This window comes from Metabacillus schmidteae (assembly GCF_903166545.1).
Lineage (GTDB): Bacteria > Bacillota > Bacilli > Bacillales > Bacillaceae > Metabacillus > Metabacillus schmidteae.
Genome location: NZ_CAESCH010000001.1, coordinates 1,223,505 through 1,241,399, shown reverse-complemented (window position 1 = coordinate 1,241,399; position 17,895 = coordinate 1,223,505). Strand labels below are relative to the sequence as shown.

General features: G+C 35.9%; 17 protein-coding genes. 7 read left to right on the top strand and 10 right to left on the bottom strand.

Annotated elements, in window-relative coordinates:
• Positions 1 to 174: 174 nt before the first annotated feature.
• Positions 175 to 2,022, bottom strand: a complete 1,848-nt coding sequence (locus HWV59_RS06020) for a monovalent cation:proton antiporter family protein (protein WP_102228444.1) — start codon at positions 2,020 to 2,022, stop codon at positions 175 to 177.
• 187 nt (positions 2,023 to 2,209) lie between these two features.
• Positions 2,210 to 3,580, bottom strand: a complete 1,371-nt coding sequence (gene mgtE, locus HWV59_RS06015) for a magnesium transporter (RefSeq protein WP_175638307.1) — start codon at positions 3,578 to 3,580, stop codon at positions 2,210 to 2,212.
• Between the two features lie 351 nt (positions 3,581 to 3,931).
• Here mgtE and HWV59_RS06010 point away from each other — a divergent pair, with 351 nt between their 5' ends.
• Positions 3,932 to 5,107 (top strand): FtsW/RodA/SpoVE family cell cycle protein, encoded by a 1,176-nt coding sequence (locus HWV59_RS06010; RefSeq protein WP_102228442.1) that lies wholly within the window; start codon positions 3,932 to 3,934, stop codon positions 5,105 to 5,107.
• A gap of 121 nt (positions 5,108 to 5,228) precedes the next feature.
• On the top strand, positions 5,229 to 5,963 hold the full coding sequence (gene prpE, locus HWV59_RS06005) for a bis(5'-nucleosyl)-tetraphosphatase PrpE (protein ID WP_102228441.1): 735 nt from the start codon (positions 5,229 to 5,231) through the stop codon (positions 5,961 to 5,963).
• Between the two features lie 28 nt (positions 5,964 to 5,991).
• Here prpE and HWV59_RS06000 read toward each other — a convergent pair whose 3' ends face one another.
• Genes HWV59_RS06000 through HWV59_RS05985 form a run of 4 tightly spaced genes read right to left on the bottom strand, consistent with a single transcriptional unit; the run spans position 5,992 to position 8,796 of the window.
• A complete protein-coding gene (locus HWV59_RS06000) occupies positions 5,992 to 6,891 on the bottom strand; it encodes an RluA family pseudouridine synthase (protein WP_175638306.1) in 900 nt (299 codons plus the stop codon).
• Entirely contained in the window at positions 6,891 to 7,694 is an 804-nt protein-coding gene (locus HWV59_RS05995; protein WP_102228439.1) for an NAD kinase, read from the bottom strand. Before HWV59_RS05995 ends, HWV59_RS06000 begins: the two co-directional genes overlap by 1 nt.
• Positions 7,695 to 7,744: 50 nt before the next feature.
• The gene (locus HWV59_RS05990) at positions 7,745 to 8,371 is read right to left on the bottom strand and encodes a GTP pyrophosphokinase (protein ID WP_102228438.1); all 627 of its coding nucleotides are present in this window, start codon (positions 8,369 to 8,371) and stop codon (positions 7,745 to 7,747) included.
• Between the two features lie 41 nt (positions 8,372 to 8,412).
• Entirely contained in the window at positions 8,413 to 8,796 is a 384-nt protein-coding gene (locus tag HWV59_RS05985) for a UPF0738 family protein (RefSeq protein ID WP_175638305.1), read from the bottom strand.
• Positions 8,797 to 8,956: 160 nt separating this feature from the next.
• Here HWV59_RS05985 and HWV59_RS05980 point away from each other — a divergent pair, with 160 nt between their 5' ends.
• From HWV59_RS05980 to HWV59_RS05960, 5 genes are all read left to right on the top strand, one after another.
• A complete protein-coding gene (locus HWV59_RS05980; protein ID WP_102228436.1) occupies positions 8,957 to 9,541 on the top strand; it encodes a CYTH domain-containing protein in 585 nt (194 codons plus the stop codon).
• 11 nt (positions 9,542 to 9,552) lie between these two features.
• Positions 9,553 to 10,191 (top strand): lytic transglycosylase domain-containing protein, encoded by a 639-nt coding sequence (locus HWV59_RS05975; RefSeq protein WP_407941616.1) that lies wholly within the window; start codon positions 9,553 to 9,555, stop codon positions 10,189 to 10,191.
• A 494-nt stretch (positions 10,192 to 10,685) separates the two neighbouring features.
• A complete protein-coding gene (locus HWV59_RS05970; RefSeq protein ID WP_175638304.1) occupies positions 10,686 to 11,120 on the top strand; it encodes a globin domain-containing protein in 435 nt (144 codons plus the stop codon).
• On the top strand, positions 11,104 to 11,985 hold the full coding sequence (locus HWV59_RS05965) for a ClpXP adapter SpxH family protein (protein ID WP_102228434.1): 882 nt from the start codon (positions 11,104 to 11,106) through the stop codon (positions 11,983 to 11,985). The genes HWV59_RS05970 and HWV59_RS05965 overlap by 17 nt, the downstream gene beginning before the upstream one ends.
• Before the next feature lie 379 nt (positions 11,986 to 12,364).
• On the top strand, positions 12,365 to 12,538 hold the full coding sequence (locus HWV59_RS05960) for a hypothetical protein (protein ID WP_175637769.1): 174 nt from the start codon (positions 12,365 to 12,367) through the stop codon (positions 12,536 to 12,538).
• A gap of 195 nt (positions 12,539 to 12,733) precedes the next feature.
• On the opposite strand, the gene pepF is transcribed toward HWV59_RS05960, so the two are convergent.
• The 4 genes from pepF to cls all read right to left on the bottom strand — a co-directional run bounded on the left by pepF (position 12,734) and on the right by cls (position 17,767).
• Positions 12,734 to 14,560 carry an oligoendopeptidase F gene (gene pepF, locus HWV59_RS05955; protein WP_102228819.1) on the bottom strand — a complete coding sequence of 609 codons (1,827 nt, stop codon included), beginning with the start codon at positions 14,558 to 14,560 and terminating at the stop codon, positions 12,734 to 12,736.
• A gap of 140 nt (positions 14,561 to 14,700) precedes the next feature.
• Positions 14,701 to 14,871: a hypothetical protein gene (locus tag HWV59_RS05950; protein ID WP_175638303.1), complete on the bottom strand. Its 171-nt coding sequence runs from the start codon at positions 14,869 to 14,871 to the stop codon at positions 14,701 to 14,703.
• 71 nt (positions 14,872 to 14,942) lie between these two features.
• Entirely contained in the window at positions 14,943 to 16,127 is a 1,185-nt protein-coding gene (locus HWV59_RS05945) for a competence protein CoiA family protein (protein ID WP_175638302.1), read from the bottom strand.
• Between the two features lie 128 nt (positions 16,128 to 16,255).
• Complete coding sequence (cls, locus tag HWV59_RS05940; protein WP_102228432.1) at positions 16,256 to 17,767, bottom strand: cardiolipin synthase; 1,512 nt, start codon at positions 17,765 to 17,767, stop codon at positions 16,256 to 16,258.
• Positions 17,768 to 17,895 lie beyond the last annotated feature (128 nt).

Sequence of the window (17,895 nt, the reverse complement as noted above, 5' to 3'; positions counted from 1 at the left end):
CTGTGGGGTCTCAGCCTTTCCTCACTTCCCGCAGGAGTCGAGTGTCTTCCGCTCCATTCCACTATCGACTTTAAAATAGTATTCAAAAGAATAAATCTTCACGAAAATGTATCCCCATAAACAATCGTTTATTTTTAAATATCTATTTTCCAATAACCTAATAACCTACATATTCTAGAACAACTCTAACTCCTGTTTTAGCTCGTTCACATATTCTCTTGATCCTGTCACGATGAGGCGGTCGCCTAGTTTGAGGTCTGTGTCACCGTGTGGAACGATTGAGTCTTTTCCTCTAAAGATTCTTACGAAGATGATATCACCTGTAAACGGGAAATTGCGTAGTAAGATATCATCGTATTTTGGGTTATTTAAATTAATTTGATGAAGAGTTGTTTCTTGGTTTGTTAGGATTCTCATGACACTTGGTGCTTCGATTAGTGCTCGCAGCACTGTATTTGTTGAAAGAAGTGTTGAGAATATGTCAATTCCTTCATCTTTTAACTTACTTGCTAAGTCAGGTGAACCAACACTAGCAATAACTCGATCAACTTGTTCTTCTTTTGCAAACGTGGCAATCGCAGCATTTTTTTGTTCATCACCAGTCGCTACAACGACCATATCCACATCAAACGCATTATGCTCTTTTAATGCATCAACGTTAAATTCGTTAATTTCTTTTATTTCAAATAATGATTCAGCGATTTTTTGATCAATTTTATCTTGTTGAATATGGTAAACCGTTGTTTCATAAAGATCAGGATTCAATTCTCTTGTAACAGGCAGTGTCATTTGATTTGCACCAATAAACGCCACTTTAATTTTTGTTGGCCCACCTTCCGTTTTAGGGAAGAGCTTTTTAAAGAATATTGGTGTCACAATACTCGTAATGACAGCAACTAAGATCAAGGCTCCAGACATTTGGGATGTGATAATCTCCATTCTCTCCCCAATTGTTGCTGCTGCAATAACTAAAGATAATGTTGATGTCAGCAAAAACCCTGAAGCTAAAGTAGTTTTCATATCATACCATTTCTTCAAATAGAGAACAGGTACAATCTTCGAAATTAACAGGGCGATAAAAAGTAAAGGAATGAGAATAAAGATTTTTGGATCTTTGAATAATTCCCAAATATCTAAATCAACTCCAACCATTACGAAGAAAATTGGGATAAGAAAACCATAACCAAAGGAATCAAGCTTTTGTACCATTTCTTTATTTGGCGATAGAAGGGAAACTAATACCCCCGCTAAAAAGGCACCAAGAATATTTTCTGCACCAATCGTCTCAGATATCGCCACTAATAAAATGATTAATGTGAATACAGCACGTGTCCCAATTTGAATTGTCCCCTTGGACATTGTTTCAATAAAGGAGCGATTCATGAATGTTTTTCCTAAGAAATAGAGAGCTACACCGGCACCGAATAGAATTAATAATAGCCATGTATTGCTTTCTCCTCCACCATATATAGAGGCAAAAACAGCAAGCAAAATCATCGTTACTAAATCAGCGATAACAGCGACCAACAAAATAATCTGACCGATGTTGGATTTCATAATCCCAGCATCTTTTAAGGTTGGCACAACAACACCTAATGAAATCGTTGAGATTATCAATGTCATGAGGAAAGCATTGTCCATTAAACCAATCCATACGAATATGTACGAAAGAAGTAGTGATAAGGCAAATATCCCCGTAAAAATAATCATTGAAACTAAGAACGTGTTAGGGGCATTTTTTCCTGAAGGAAGCTTTTCTTTCTTTTTCCCTCCTGCAAATGCTGTAAAGTCGATTTCAAGTCCACTTAGGAACATGAGGAAAATGAATCCAAGCATTGATAATGTTTCTAACCACATATCCTGATGAACAATATCAAAACCGCTTTTTCCAATGAATAAACCGACAATAATCTCAGCTACCACGACAGGCATAAAATTCATCTTTAAACGGTGGAGTAAAATTGGGGTTAAAAATGCTGCGAGTATGACAATAACTAATGAAGTTACAGACGCTCCATGCATCCTATCCCTCCTTCTTTTTTGTTTTTTGTACTTCAGTGAAATATAGTAATGGTTGAATGCAGCAAGAGGATGTTTAGTTTGCTCCATTCAACCTGAACATTTTTTCTCCATAATACAAACTGTTTAAAATAATCTAGTTCCTATAATATACAAATTTAATTTTTTATTGTAATAATATGCTTGCTCGTTATTTAATCAAATATTGCATAAACAATGTAGCCATTCCAAAATAAATTAAAATACTAATAATATCATTAATCGTTGTAATAAACGGTCCTGATGCAACAGCAGGATCTACTTTTAATTTGTGCATAATTAAAGGAATAAATGCTCCGGAAATAGTTGCGACAGTCAGTGTTGCCAGAATAGACAAACCTACTAAAATCCCAAGGAAAAGAGTTCCCTTCCATATAAAGACAGTAAGAGCTACAACAATACCACATATTGCTCCTGTAATGAGTCCAGTACCAGCTTCTTTTAAGAGCATCTTCATTAGGCTTTGATCTTCTGAGTCACCTAACGATATTTTTCTTACCGCAACCGCTAATGCTTGTGTCCCCGTATTACCGGCCATTCCGGCAATTAATGGAATAAATACAGCTAAAATGGCTACTTTTTCTAAGGTTTCTTCAAAGCGTCCTATTAAACTCGCTGTGAACATACCTAAGAATAAAAGGATAATGAGCCATGGCAGCCTCTTTTTCGCTGCTGAAAACGGACTTCGATCGGTTGAATCAACATCGGAAACGGCAGCTAATTTAGAATAGTCATCACTTGCCTCTTCATCAATTACATCAACAATATCATCAACTGTAATGATACCTAATAAATGACCCTGAAAATCTACAACTGGAAGAGCTAAAAAGTTATAGTCCTTCATTTTTCTAGCAACTTCTTCTTGATCCTCAGCAACACTTACTGAATAGACCCGTTCGCTCATAATCTCTGAAATCATTGTATCAGGTTCACTTATAATAAGATCTCTTAACGAAATAACTCCGGCCAGCTTTTCATCCTCATCAATGACAAACACATAATAAATCGTTTCAGCATTTGGTGCTTCCTGCTTTAATATTTGCATGGCAGAGTGAACGGTTTGATGTGCATGAATGGAGATATACTCCGTCGTCATGATACTCCCTGCTGTATATTCTTCATAGTGAAGCAGTTCACGAATTTCTTCAGCTGCCTCATTATCCATAATGGTTAAATAGCTTGCCACCTGGTCTTTATCTAGTTCATTCAAAACATCAACAGCATCATCCGCATACATATGTGCAAGCATTTGTGCAGCAAATGTGGGATCCATTTCAGACAAATACGCTTCATATTGCCCATCTTCATCTTCAATGTTCTCAAACACTGCAGCCATTTCTTCCGGTGAAAGATATTGATATACTGTATTTCGTTGATCAAAATCAAGTTTAATAAACAAACTTGCTTGATCATATGGATGCTGCTCTAAAAAAACTGATCGAAACTCATCCATATTTTTATCTGTTAAACTTGTTAGAAGTGCTTCATATTCAAGCTCTACTTGTTCTTTCACTTCTGACATAAGTTATTCCTCCTCTCTTTAGGTTAAATTATATATATGAAAAAATGTTCCATGCATTCGACAAAAACTTAAGTATTTCTACATATTGTGCTTCTGCTCATAATAACTATAATATTCTATATGTATTTAATGAATCAATAAGTTGACAACTATTTACACAATTGAAACATTTCAGAAATGCTCAACATCCTTTACTTGATCAAATTATCAGATCCACAAAGTACAAAAATAACTTTATTTTCCTTTTATAAAAGGATTCTTTGCAAATCGTTCACAATCCTTTAAGATTGTAAATGATACAATGAAGATAGACCGTTTTTCAAGTTAAAAGATTTTAGAAAGGGATCGAATATGACAAATGATAAATCCCCTCAACAGCAAATAGATTATACGTTAATTTTTATATTATTTTTATTAGCGATTGTCAGTACAGTTGCTATTGATAGTGCGGAAACAACATTACCTGCCACACTGCAAAGTATTAATTTTTCGATAAAACAAATTCAGTGGTACATCATTGGAGCTGTTGCTATTGCTGTGACAATGCTCATCGATTATGATCGCTTTAGACAGCTTTCATGGTATTTATATGGTTTCGGTTTATTACTGTTACTAGGTTTGGAAGTATTACCGGAAGGAATTGTTCAAACCATTAAAGGGGCAACAGCCTGGTATAAATTAGGACCGCTTGGGAATTTCCAGCCTTCAGAATTAATGAAAATTATTATTATTATCGTCTTAAGTAAAGTCGTTGCTGACCATCGAGAGAGTTATCCACAAAATACAACAAAGGATGATTTTCTTCTTATAGGAAAAATAGCGGCAGTTGCCGGTCCCCCTATTCTATTGTTAATTAGACAACCGGATATGGGAATGACAATGGTATTCTGTGTGATTATTGCTTCATTACTTCTGATTTCAGGCATTAAATGGCGTATTATTTTACCAGCAGTTATTACGTTTGTAGTGGGTGTAGCTACATTCCTTATCCTATTTTTTAAATATCCTGATATCCTTTTAAAATATATTCTTGGTGGTCAATCCTATCAATTGGATCGATTTTATGGTTGGTTAAATCCTTATGAATATTCCGGAGAACAGGGTTTCCAGCTTGTTAAATCACTACTCGCAATTGGGTCAGGAGAATTAGGTGGAAAAGGATATAATAATTTAGAAGTGTATTTACCAGAGGCTCATACTGATTTTATTTTTGCTATTATAGCTGAGCAATTTGGTTTCATTGGTGGTAGTATCGTTGTATCGCTATTCTTTTTACTTATCTACCGAATGATCCATATCTCTTTAGAAAGTAATGATCCATATGGCAGCTATCTATGTACAGGTGTTATCGGAATGATTACTTTCCAAGTATTCCAAAACATCGGCATGACAATCGGTCTTCTTCCTATCACCGGATTACCATTACCATTTGTTAGCTATGGCGGTAGTTCACTCGCAACCTATATGGTAGCAATCGGTATTGTTTTAAATGTTCGCTCAAGAACAAGAAAATATATGTTTGATTAAGAAAAGTGGTACCCGGACTGCAAGCAACGGTTAGCAATTATACTTAATCTAATCTAAGGGTACTCTATCACTAGAGTGCCCTTTTTATTATATTAAAAGAACTGACAAGAGGTGTTTACATATGAAAATTGATGTAATAGGTGATATACATGGATGTTATGCTGAATTCGAGGAGTTAACGAAAAAGTTGGGCTATGAATGGGAATCAGGCATACCTTTGCATCCAGATGGAAGAAAGCTGTCTTTTGTTGGAGATTTAACAGATCGCGGGCCCAATTCTATTCAGGTCATTCATGTGGTTTATCAGCTTCTAAAGGAAAATCATGCCCACTATTCTCCTGGGAATCACTGCAATAAACTTTATCGCTTCTTTTTAGGAAATAAAGTACAAATCACTCATGGACTTGAAACTACTGTGGCTGAATATGAACAGTTAGCCCCAAAGGACCAAGCCGATGTTAAGGCTAAATTTATGTGGTTATATGAATCTTCTCATCTTTACCAAATTCTCGATAACGGCAAATTAGTTGTTGCTCACGCAGGCATTCGCGAGGATTATATAGGCAAGAACACTAATGCAGTCAAAACCTTTGTTTTATATGGAGATATTACAGGAAAGAAAAATCCGGATGGAACGCCTGAACGCCGCGATTGGGCTCAGCATTATCAAGGAAAACCAATGATTGTATATGGTCATACCCCGATAAAAGAAGCCAGGCGAGTGAATCGCACAATTAACATTGATACCGGAGCTGTTTTTGGAAATAAACTCACAGCCTTTCGTTACCCGGAGGAGGAGCTTATTTCTGTTCCATCAAGCCTGCCATATGATGAAACAAGATTTAGAGAAAAGTAATGGTTCAATATAAAAAGCCCTACTGTTTTCATGTAGTAGGGCTAAGTAATTTACTCATATCCTCAGGCATTTCGGACTCAAACTTACATTGCTTTTCTAGCATTGGATGCCAAAATGACAGCTCTGAGCTATGAAGGGCCTGCCTCTTTATCTCTTCTTCATTTCCACCGTATAATTGATCTCCGCATAAAGGATGTCCAATTGATGACATATGTACACGAATTTGATGAGTTCTTCCAGTTTCAAGAACAAGCTTTACAAGTGTTTTATCTTCAAATCGTTGAATGACCTCATAATGTGTAACCGCAGCTTGTCCATTCTCACAGACTTCTCTTTCAATGATACTATCTTTTTTTCTTCCAATCGGGCTTGATATTGTTCCTCTTTCCTGAATAAGTACACCATGAACGATTGCTTTGTATGTGCGATGGATTTCCTTCGTTTTTTGTTGTGTAGAAAATAAAGAATGTGCAAAACGATGCTTCGCTACAAGCATAAGTCCTGATGTATCTTTATCCAAACGGTTCACAATATGAATGGTAGAAGGTATATGATGTTCTTCATAATAGTGAATCAATCCATTCGCAATTGTTCCGTTTGTATGCTCCCGGGATGGAATAGAAGGAACATACGGCGGTTTATTGATAACTAAACAATGTTGATCCTCATAAACAATATCAAAGGGTACTTCGTCAGCTTGTAAACCTAAACCTCTTTCTTCCTCGGGAAAAATGATGGTTAGGACATCTCCCTCTTTTACCTTATGTCTAACAGTCACATGTTCAGAATTGACTAAGATGTCTCCACCGTTAAATTTAATATCTGTTAAAGCCCGCTTAGAGATCTTCTTTGCTTTCACAAAGTCAAAGATGAGCATATCTGCTTCTTCCTTACGAATTGTCCATTCCAACTGAAATGCTCTGTTCATTATTTTTCGGTATTTCCTACAAATGAATCTCGCACACGATTCCAGAATGGGAATGGCTTGAATCTTGCAAAACGAACATTTTCATGTGCCACTCTACATTGAATCGACTTTACATCTTTATGCAGCAATGTTAGATGATCAATCGTAATTTGAAAATCAACATCATTCACTGGCTTTAACATACATGTATGATGCTCAGGCAAAATTAATGGAGATCCAATTGTTCGAAAGACCCTGTTATTAATTGACGCCATTTCTGCCAATTGAATTGCCCGTATAGAAGGATGTAAAATAGCTCCACCTAGTGCTTTATTATAAGCAGTACTTCCTGAAGGTGTAGACATACACAACCCGTCACCTCTAAAGGTTTCAAACATTTGTCCTTTAATCTCAACATTCATAACAAGTGTTCCTTCAATGCTTTTCACCGTACATTCATTGAGGGCTAAATACTTTGCCTCTCGTCCACCATCATTATGACGGATAATGACCTCTAAGATTGGATATTCTACAACCTGATAAGGTGTCTTCGCAATGGCAATAACAAGCTTTTCAATTTCCTCAGGTACCCAATCCGCATAAAACCCTAAGTGACCTGTATGTACCCCAATAAAGGCCGTTTTATCTAATCTATCTTTGTAACGATGGAATGCATATAAAAGCGTTCCATCCCCTCCAACTGAAATCACGATATCCGGATAATCTTCATCATATTCAAGCTGAAAATCAATTAAATAGGTCTTCATTTTTTGCATGATTGAATTTGAAATTGGATCACCCTTTGATGAAATAGCAAATTTCATAGATACTACCCCTTTATTGTTTTATTTTCATAATAAGGCTAGTGTACATATTAATTATCGGTCTTTCTTGAGAAAATAGCTTGTGCTTCCTGGATTTCCCCTCTTATTTGGGACATTTCTTCATCAAGCGAATACGCTGCTTCTGCAGCTCGTTTTAAGCGGACTTTGATGTTATCAGGAATGTTCCCGCTATATTTATAATTTAATGAATGTTCAATTGTTGCCCAAAAATTCATTGATAACGTTCGAATCTGAATTTCGACTAAAAGCTTCTTTTCTCCCGCAATGGTCTGCACCGGATATTTTGCAACAAGATGATAGGATCTGTAACCACTATCTTTTTGATTTGTGATATAATCTCGCTCTTCAATGATTTCCAGATCATTTCGGTTTTTTAACATATTCACGACAAACCTAATATCATCGACAAACTGACACATCATCCTTATACCCGCAATATCCTGCAGACCTTCTTCCAAATCTTCCATTGATATATTTTTCCGCTTTGCTTTATCTAAAATACTAGCAATAGGCTTCACGCGACCTGTGACAAACTCGATCGGAGAATTGGAATGCTCCAGCTCATATTGTGATCGAATTCCTCTTAACTTAACCTTTAGTTCCTCAACTGCCTGGTTATAAGGAGCCAAAAATGCTTTCCATTGTTGACCTTCCATCTATGTATCCCCCTAACAAAACCTCCTGTTGTCAATACATGTTAGACAAGAGAAAAAAGTTCTACTACCTTACTCTCCATTTCATCTCCATAATTTGCATTATCTTTAATATTCTCTAATAGATAACGTAATTCTTCTAATAAATTTTCTAGTTCAACTTGATAATTACTCATTTTCATCTCAACTTGATAATCTTTGTCCAACGCTTCCTTTAGTTGTGGCCAAATTTGATGAGGAAGGCTTGCATAGACAAACTCATCATCTGATTCTAGTATATAAATAAATGCCAAATGATCTGAATCAACAAGCATCTGTCCTTGAGCCTTTAAAACACTTTGCTCTAACCCTGATGATACTTCTTCCGGCTCCAATATTAACGTATTATTTTCAATTTTTGTTTTAACTAATTCAATTCTAGTATTCATAATGAGTCTCCTTCCATTACAATCCAAGATTATTTTACCATATTAAAAAGTTACATGATAACATTGCAGACTATATAATTTCGAGATAATATTAAAAGCGGAAGCGCTCCGTTTACTTACGGCCTCCGCTTTAAACTATTGATTAGTGAGGGCAAACTGAATGTCACAAGAAATAGAAATTGAATTTAAAAACTTATTAACTAGTGATGAGTTTATGAACATAAAAGAAATCTTCCAATTGAAAGATGAACAATTCTTTCTGCAGGAAAATCATTATTTTGATACACCGCAATTTTCATTAAAAGAGCTTGGAGCTGCTCTTCGAATTAGAAAGAAACAGAATCAATTTGTGATGACATTAAAGGAACCTGCCGAAGTTGGCATACTTGAAACTCATCAAATGATTACAGAAGAATCAGCCCAAAAGATGATAAAAACAGGGAATCTCGAGAATGGACAGGTTACCGAAAGATTAACCAGCCTGGGAATCAATAAAAAAGATATGAGCTATTTCGGTACTTTATCAACATTACGCGCCGAAATAAATTATCAAAATGGTTTACTTGTGATCGATCACAGCCGATATTTAAATATAGAAGACTTTGAGCTTGAATATGAAGTAACAGATGAGCAGGAAGGAAAAAAGGTTTTCCTTAACCTTTTGAAAGAATTAAATATTCCATTCCGCGAGACAAAAAATAAAATCCGTCGTTTTTATGAGCAAAAATATAGTGAGATGAGGTAAGATTCTTGGATATTAAAATGAAATATTACAAAACAATGCTTGAATTGCAAGCACTTCAAAACTTTAATCAGTCTCCAAATCAGACGGGTGATTCCAATTTTGAAACGAATTTTCAAGAGTTACTAAAATCTTTTCTCTCAATGACTCCCGGTAATAGTGGGACAGTAAATTCGAATGTGCTTCCTGCACTTTCAACTTTACCAAAACTGGATATGAATTCTCCTGTTTTAAATCAGGTGACTTCAGCCAGCAAAGAAAACTCTCCTAATCAAGGAAACACAATTAATGAAATCATTAATAAGGCAGCTGAAAAGTATGGAGTCGATGAAAAGTTAATTCGTGCTGTGATTAAGCAGGAATCCGGCTTTAACCCAACGGCTAAAAGCCATGCAGGAGCAATGGGCTTAATGCAATTGATGCCGGCAACTGCCAGATCGTTAGGTGTCGATAATCCTCTTGATGCAACCCAAAATGTTGAAGGAGGAACAAAGTATTTAAAACAAATGTTATCAAGATACAATGGTGATGTATCCCTCGCTTTGGCCGCATACAACGCCGGACCTGGTAACGTAGATAAATACGGCGGTATTCCACCTTTTAAAGAAACGCAAAACTATGTAAGAAAGATTACTTCAACTTATATGGTGTAGGGTATTCTTTTACACAGACCATTCGTTATGATGGTCTTTTTTTTTTCACCTTTTTCCTGACTTTATGGAGCAAGATAATTGTACATACTCTCTTCTTTTACACATAAAATATTGGTAAATATAACATTTGAGAGCGGTTTGTTTGAGATATATAAGAACGCTTGTTAAAATGAACTTACATTAAAAACGAAAAACTACCTAAGATGAAAATCATTTTAGAAAGGCTGTTTTCGCAAAGATTAGTCTTTTAAAACAATATTTTAACTCTATAGTGAAATGGAGCGGAAGACACTCGACTCCTGCGGGAAGTGAGGAAAGCCTGAGACCCCGCAGGCGAAGCCGAGGCTCAGCTTCCTCCCCGCGGAAAGCGAGTGTCTGCAGCGCAATGAAACGGACTAATTTTTTACCTTTACTGTATCAAAAACAACAATTTGTGCGAAAACAGCCTTTAGAAAAGACCCTAGTATTTAGCATATCGAAAAGGAGAAATCAACATGACGAATCAACATTTAACACCTTATGAAGCGATTGGAGAAGAGACTCTTTCGCAGCTTGTTGATACCTTTTATTCACATGTAAAGAAACATCCATTATTGGCTCCTATATTTCCCGATGACCTTACGGAAACAGCCCGTAAACAAAAACAATTTCTGACACAGTACTTAGGCGGGCCACAGGCTTATACAGAAGAACATGGACATCCAATGTTAAGAGCAAGACATCTGCCTTTTGAAATTACACCTTCAAGAGCAAGAGCGTGGATAAGCTGTATGGAAGCTGCTATGAAAGAAACTGGCTTAGAAGGAGAAATAAAGGATTTTCTCCTCCACCGATTACAACTGACAGCTCACCATATGATCAACACATCTGAAACAGAAGAAGAAAGCAGCAATCAGAAAGAAGGCACAAGCAATGAAGGATCAGCATGAGAAACAGAACATATCCCTCTTCTTCTCCCATTGTCATGGGCATCCTGATAAGCCGATAGAAATCTATATGTTTGTCGATCCTCTATGCCCTGAATGTTGGGCACTAGAGCCGATCATAAAAAAGCTGCAAATTGAATATGGACGTCTTTTTACCATAAAATATATCATTAGCGGGCGTCTAGCGACATTGAATATTACGAAAAGAAAAAGCCCTGAAAAGCTCGCCCAGGCTTGGGAAAAAACAGCATGTCGTACAGGCATGTCATGTGATGGCAAAGTATGGCTGGAAAATCCGTTGTCCACTCCATATCGAGCATCACTTGCGATAAAATCCGCAGAACTGCAAGGAAAAAAAGCTGGCCTTCGCTACTTACGAAAACTGCAGGAATTACTATTTATTGAAAGCCAAAACGTATCTGATGAAGAGATCTTAGTAGAAATTGCTCGTAATGTAGGGCTAGATGCAAATGAATTTCGTAAGGACCTTCACTCTGAGAGTGCCGCAAAGGCTTTACAATGTGATCTAAAAATCACATCAGAAATGGATGTTCAAGAAATACCAACACTCGCCTTTTTTAGTGAAGAGGTTGAGCAAGAAGGATTAAAAATTACCGGCATTTATCCTTATGATATGTATGTACAGCTTTTAGAAGAAATGGTTGGTGACGTGATAAAACCATCACACACACCTCCATTAGAAATTTTTTTACAGCACTTTCGATTTGTTGCATCGGCTGAAATTGCCACTGTTTACAATATGACAATAAGCGAAGTAGAAAAAGAACTTAAGAAACTCGTCCTTTCTCAAACCGTTGAAAAGGTGCAAGCAAAACACGGAACATTTTGGAGATATATTGGAACGTAATAAGGGGTGACTGCTGTCATTCCCTTTTTTGTATACTTACTTTTAACAGGTAATCAGTATGAACATAAAAACAAAATAAAAAGACCCTATACAACGTATAAGGTCTTTTTTATATGTCTTAACGACAACAAAGGGGATGGGAGAAATTTTCACGGTCAAACAAAGGGGTAAATGTTTGTTTGTGATTAATTTCACATCTATAATATATCAAAATATGTCGACATTTGACAAGTAAGATAGCTCCTTTTCACAAAACTTTCACATTCAAATATAGAGCGCTTGCTGCTCTAGACAACTTAACCTGTCTCATCTTTCATGGATAATTAGGTAGCAGATAACATATAGAATACTAAGGATTAAATATAAGGGGGGATTGCTTTTGAAGCTTAGATGGATTCTACTTCTTACCATTATAACAATCATTTTATTCTTTATAAATTTATTAGCACTTATGGAAGTATTTCCGATTTATATTACATCACCACTTTTATTTATTGCTATTTTTATAACACTTTACTTAATTAACCATCGGAAAACGTTTAAAGGACTTTAAAAAGGAATGTGCATCAGCACATTCCTCAGACTGTTGACAAACGCTCGCTTTCTTCGTTACTCACCTTGCTGCGGTGCTCATTACCACCCCCGGTAACTCCGCTCCTCACAAGGCTTCGTGCCTCGAAAGCAAGCGTTAGCAATCAGTCTGAAGGGCTAGCGATTTTTACTTTGTCTACAGCACATTCCTTTTTATTTAACTATTAACCTTTGCTAATAGCTCTTCCATTTCATTTAGTTTTTCCTCGAACACCTTGCACGCTTCTTCAATTGGTGCTGATGAGGTCATATCAACACCTGCTTTCTTGAGTACTTCTATGGAATAATCTGAGCTTCCTGCTTTTAAAAATTCCAAGTATCGATCTACAGCAGGCTGCCCTTCCTCAAGAATTTGATTGCTTAATGCTGTTGCAGCACTATAGCCTGTTGCGTATTGATAAACATAGTAATTGTAATAGAAATGAGGAATTCGCGCCCATTCTAAACCAATTTCTTCATCAACCACAATATCTTCACCAAAGTATTTTTTGTTTAAGTCATAATATGTTTTCGTTAATAATTCAGGTGTTAGCGGCTCTCCATCCTGTGCTTTTTGGTGAATAAGATGTTCAAATTCAGCAAACATTGTTTGACGGAAAACAGTTCCCCTAAACCCTTCAAGGAAATGATTTAGCAAGTATAAACGTTTCTTTTCATCATCAATTGTATTTAATAGATAATGATTTAACAGTGCTTCATTACACGTTGACGCTACCTCTGCTACGAAAATGGAGTAGTTTCCATACGGATAAGGCTGTGATTTACGTGTGTAATAGCTGTGTACAGAATGCCCAAATTCATGCGCAAGAGTAAATAAGTTGTTCACATTATCCTGCCAGTTCATTAAAATATAAGGGTTTGTACCGTATGTCCCTGAAGAATAGGCACCACTGCGTTTTCCTTTATTCTCATGAACATCAACCCAACGATTTTCAAAGCCTTCTTTTAGAATGGAGATATAATCTTCACCTAGTGGCTCAAGACCTTTTAAGATATAGTCTTTAGCTTCATCATACGTTACATCCATTTTCACTTCTTTAATAAGCGGTGTGTACAAATCATACATATGAACTTCATCAAGCTTCAATACTTCCTTACGAAGCTTCACATAACGTTGAAGCAGACCCAGATGGTCATGAATGGTATTCACTAAATTTTCGTATACTTCTTCAGGAATATTGTCACTGCTTAGTGCTGCTTGTCTAGCTGAATCGTAGTTTCTTACCTTTGCACTAAAGTTATCTTTTTTAACTGTTCCGCTTAATGTACTAGCAAAGGTATTTTTGAATTCATCATATTTCCCATACACTGCTTTAAATGCCTCTTCACGTACTCGGCGGTCTTCACTTTCTAAAAAGCGGATATATCGGCCATGTGTGATTTCAACTTCTTCCCCATTTTCATCTTTAATAGTCGGGAAGGTTAAATCAGCATTGTTCAACATTCCAAATGTATTGCTTGAAGAGTCCAAAACCTCTGAAGCTTCTGCTAATAACTCTTCCTTTTCCGCTGATAAAACATGTGGACGTTGGCGATTAATCTCATCTAAAGCATGTTCATATAATTTAAGTTCTTCTTTTTCACCTAAGAATTGTTTGATTTTCGCTTCATCAACTGACAAAATTTCCGGGACAATATATGAGCTAATGCTTGAAGCTTGAGTGTATAAGTTTCTAGCACGATCATTTAGCGCCTGGTACTTAGAGTTTGTTGTATCCTGATCATACCTCATATGTGCATATGTATACAGCTTCCCTAAGCGCTCCATTACTTCATCTTGATAAGAAAGTGCTTCATAAAGAGATGCAGCACTATCCCCTAGTTTCCCTTTAAACTCTGCTAATTTAGGAAGTGCTTTTTGAACTTCATTATATTCCTTCTCCCATGCATCATCTGAAGAAAAAATATCCTCTAATCTCCAAGTATCTTCTACTTTGATGTCACTTCTAGATGGTAATTTTTTTACCGCTGCTTGCTCTGCCATATCATTTCCCCCTTTAACATTAACAGCCAATGCGGAGCTTGGATTCATTGTACCCATAAGTGTAAAAGCTGTTAGAAGAGATAACAGTTTGCTTTTGTTCATATCCAACCCTCCCGAAGATCATTCTCCGCATGAGCCAATTAAAAATCATTCCTTATATAATCGAAGGGATTTTCAGTTGGATATGATTCCTTACTATCTCTATCTTCACCCCGTATCGCTTCTTTTGTCAAATAGTAAGTTGCTGCCCCAACACCTAGCATCGAAGCAACCATTAAAACAGGATTACTTTTTCTCTTCATATTAAACATATGTCCACCCCTTTATGTTAATATCTCCCTTTTAATTTGTTCAAAAAATAAATTGCTATTCATCATTGAATTTATATTGTACTTATTATTTTTGTGTCTTCTAGTAGCAATTCGTCCATTTGGGTTATCCACCGTATTTCTTTTACTTTTTTTAAAAGTTCTTTCTCATCAAAAACAACTACTTTTAGAACAGCCAGCTTTTTAAGATATGCATCAATTGCAGTAATAAATGAAACCGGCTCTGTTAGAGAGCGAACTGTAATGAAACCATCATTCATTCTCATTGAAATAGCATAATAAACATCATGTACGCGAAATGAACCATACAAAGGGATAGACTGAATAAATAAGAGAATCAATCCTTGCCAAACATAGACAGGGGATTCAAAAATATAATTATAGACTAAAGGAAGAAATGCATAGGAAGGTAAATATGAAGGTGGGAGATGCACCATTTGATAGAGATATTGATGAAATCGAGAACTTTGTTTAGATTGAAATCCTGGGGGCTTGAGACGAAATTTTTTTATTTTTTGAAGCCATTCCTTTCGCAAATTGCCTTTATTATGAGTTTGCAGCTTCATGACATCTTGAAAGGATGTTGCAGGTAGAGGGTAATGTTTATGTTCAGATATAACTGTTCGTGAGGAGAATGGTAGAATATGATATAAAACAATTATTGACCTTAAATTAGGACAGTAAGCATAAAGGTAAGGAGCAGCATTTTTCTTTTTTATCACAAAATTCCATTGAAAAGGTGATAATTGATAGGATTGTTTTCCAACTCTAGTTAAAGTCTTGGCACCTAGGATCCATAAATAAGAGATTCCTTCTTGCTTATATAACTGTGACCTCTTTTTAAATGATCTCATATCTATTGTTGAACATTGATATTCGATAGCGATTTTCCTTTGGTTATATTCAATGTATAAATCAGGACGCTGTCTTGTTTCTTGTATGTAGGGTTCAAGTTGTACTGATTCTATTCCATGCTGACGATGAAACCAATGGTACAAGTCATGTTTTCCCTTCATATGATATTCACTTTCATAATTTCCTTTTACTGTAGAACATTCTCCATATTTTTTATGAGCAAAATGCGCCGCTATTATAGAGCCAATTTTCAAATCAACTTCCTGCTTACATGTTGGACAGATGAAGCTCCTTTCACTTCTTAACTTCATTAACCTCTGCCTTGACCACTTTTTTTCGGCAACATTTATCATCATTCCTTCTTGATCAATCGCAACAAACACGCATCTCCCCTCCTTTTCTTTTTATTATCCTCAGTGGAAACGGATTTGGCAAATCACTAAAATTAAATTTTCCTCAAAAAAATACAACCCGTTACACAGGTTGTATCAGAATGTCATGATTAACTATGTTATAGAAGAGGTGACATAAGCCTTGCTCCCGATTCAAAAAGTTTTACTGGAAGTGAACGTTTAGAAAACTGATCAAGCACGATTTCTCTGGAATTATTGATGTCATTAATATATTCATCTACCAGCTTTTGTGTACTACCCGTACGATATAGAAATGCGTTTACTTCAAAGTTAAGGTGAAAGCTTCTCATATCCATATTTGCTGTGCCAATGGATGCTAATTCATAATCTACAATGATAATTTTACTATGTAAAAATCCTTTTTCATATTCATATACTTTTACCCCTGCTTCTAATAATTCGGGGAAGTAGGATCTTGAAGCATAATAAACAATTTTTTTATCCGGTCGTTGGGGTACTAAAAGTCTAACATCAATTCCACTTAAAGCAGCAACCTTTAGAGCAGTGAGGATATCTTCATCAGGAACAAAGTATGGAGATGCGATCCATATTGATTCTTTTGCAGATATAATCATTGAAAAAAATAAATTCTTAATAACATCCCATTTATTATCCGGACCACTTGCGATTAATTGAACTCCACCTGTTTCCTCTATTGTATCTGCTTGTGTTGCTAAATACATTTGAGGTAACAGCTTTTTATCTGTCATATAGTACCAGTCTTGCAAGAAAATCATTTGTAATGTTCGGACTGCTTCCCCCTTGATGAGAAGATGTGTATCACGCCAATATCCAAAATAGGAATCTTTCCCTAAATATTCATCTCCTACATTCAAGCCCCCAACAAAACCAACTTCCCCATCAATTACAACGATTTTTCTATGGTTGCGAAAGTTAATTTTATTGTTTAGAAAGGGAATTCGAACCGGTAAAAAAGGAACCATTTCAATTCCGGAATTACCTAAGTCTTTAATATAGTCCTTTGGTAATTTCCAACATCCAACAGCATCATAAAGAAACCTGACCTCTACTCCTTCTTTCGCTTTTTCAATAAGGACATTTTTTAATTCCTGCCCTACCTCGTCAGACCTTACAATGTAGTACTCAAGATGAATATGATGTTTTGCCTTCTTTATTTCCCGAAAGATATGTTCAAATGTCTCAATTCCATCTGTTAATGCTTTAGTCCTCGTGCTAAAAGAAATTGGGCTATGGCCTAAACGATGAGCAAGATTAAACAATAATTGTTGATGGTCTCCCATATGCTCGATTTTATCTTGATAGGAGCGTTGATTTCCCTCTATCTCCAAAAAAGCTTTTTCATCTAAAAGAGCTTTCTTTTCAAACAAACGCCTCTTTTTAATATTTCTTCCAAAGAATAGATAAATAAAGAAACCTACTAATGGAAAACCTCCCAGGACAATAAGCCATGTGATCGTATGAGAAGGATGCCTGTTTTCCAAGAAAATAACTATGCAAATAAATATAATGGAAAGTGTAAAAAGAACACTGACAGAACCAACAATCCAATCTCCCCAAAAGTTTTTTGTAATTAGTATTATGGAAGCAATAAGTGTAATAAATAGTAGTAATCGGAATGTAAATTTCATTGGCTTTCACCTATCTTATTTTTATTCTTACTTCCCTTTATTTAATAAAACAAAACCTTTTTAATTTGGCCGTCGGTTCTTATTTCTAGTTTCTCACTATTTTATTACTTATCCACGATTTTTAACCC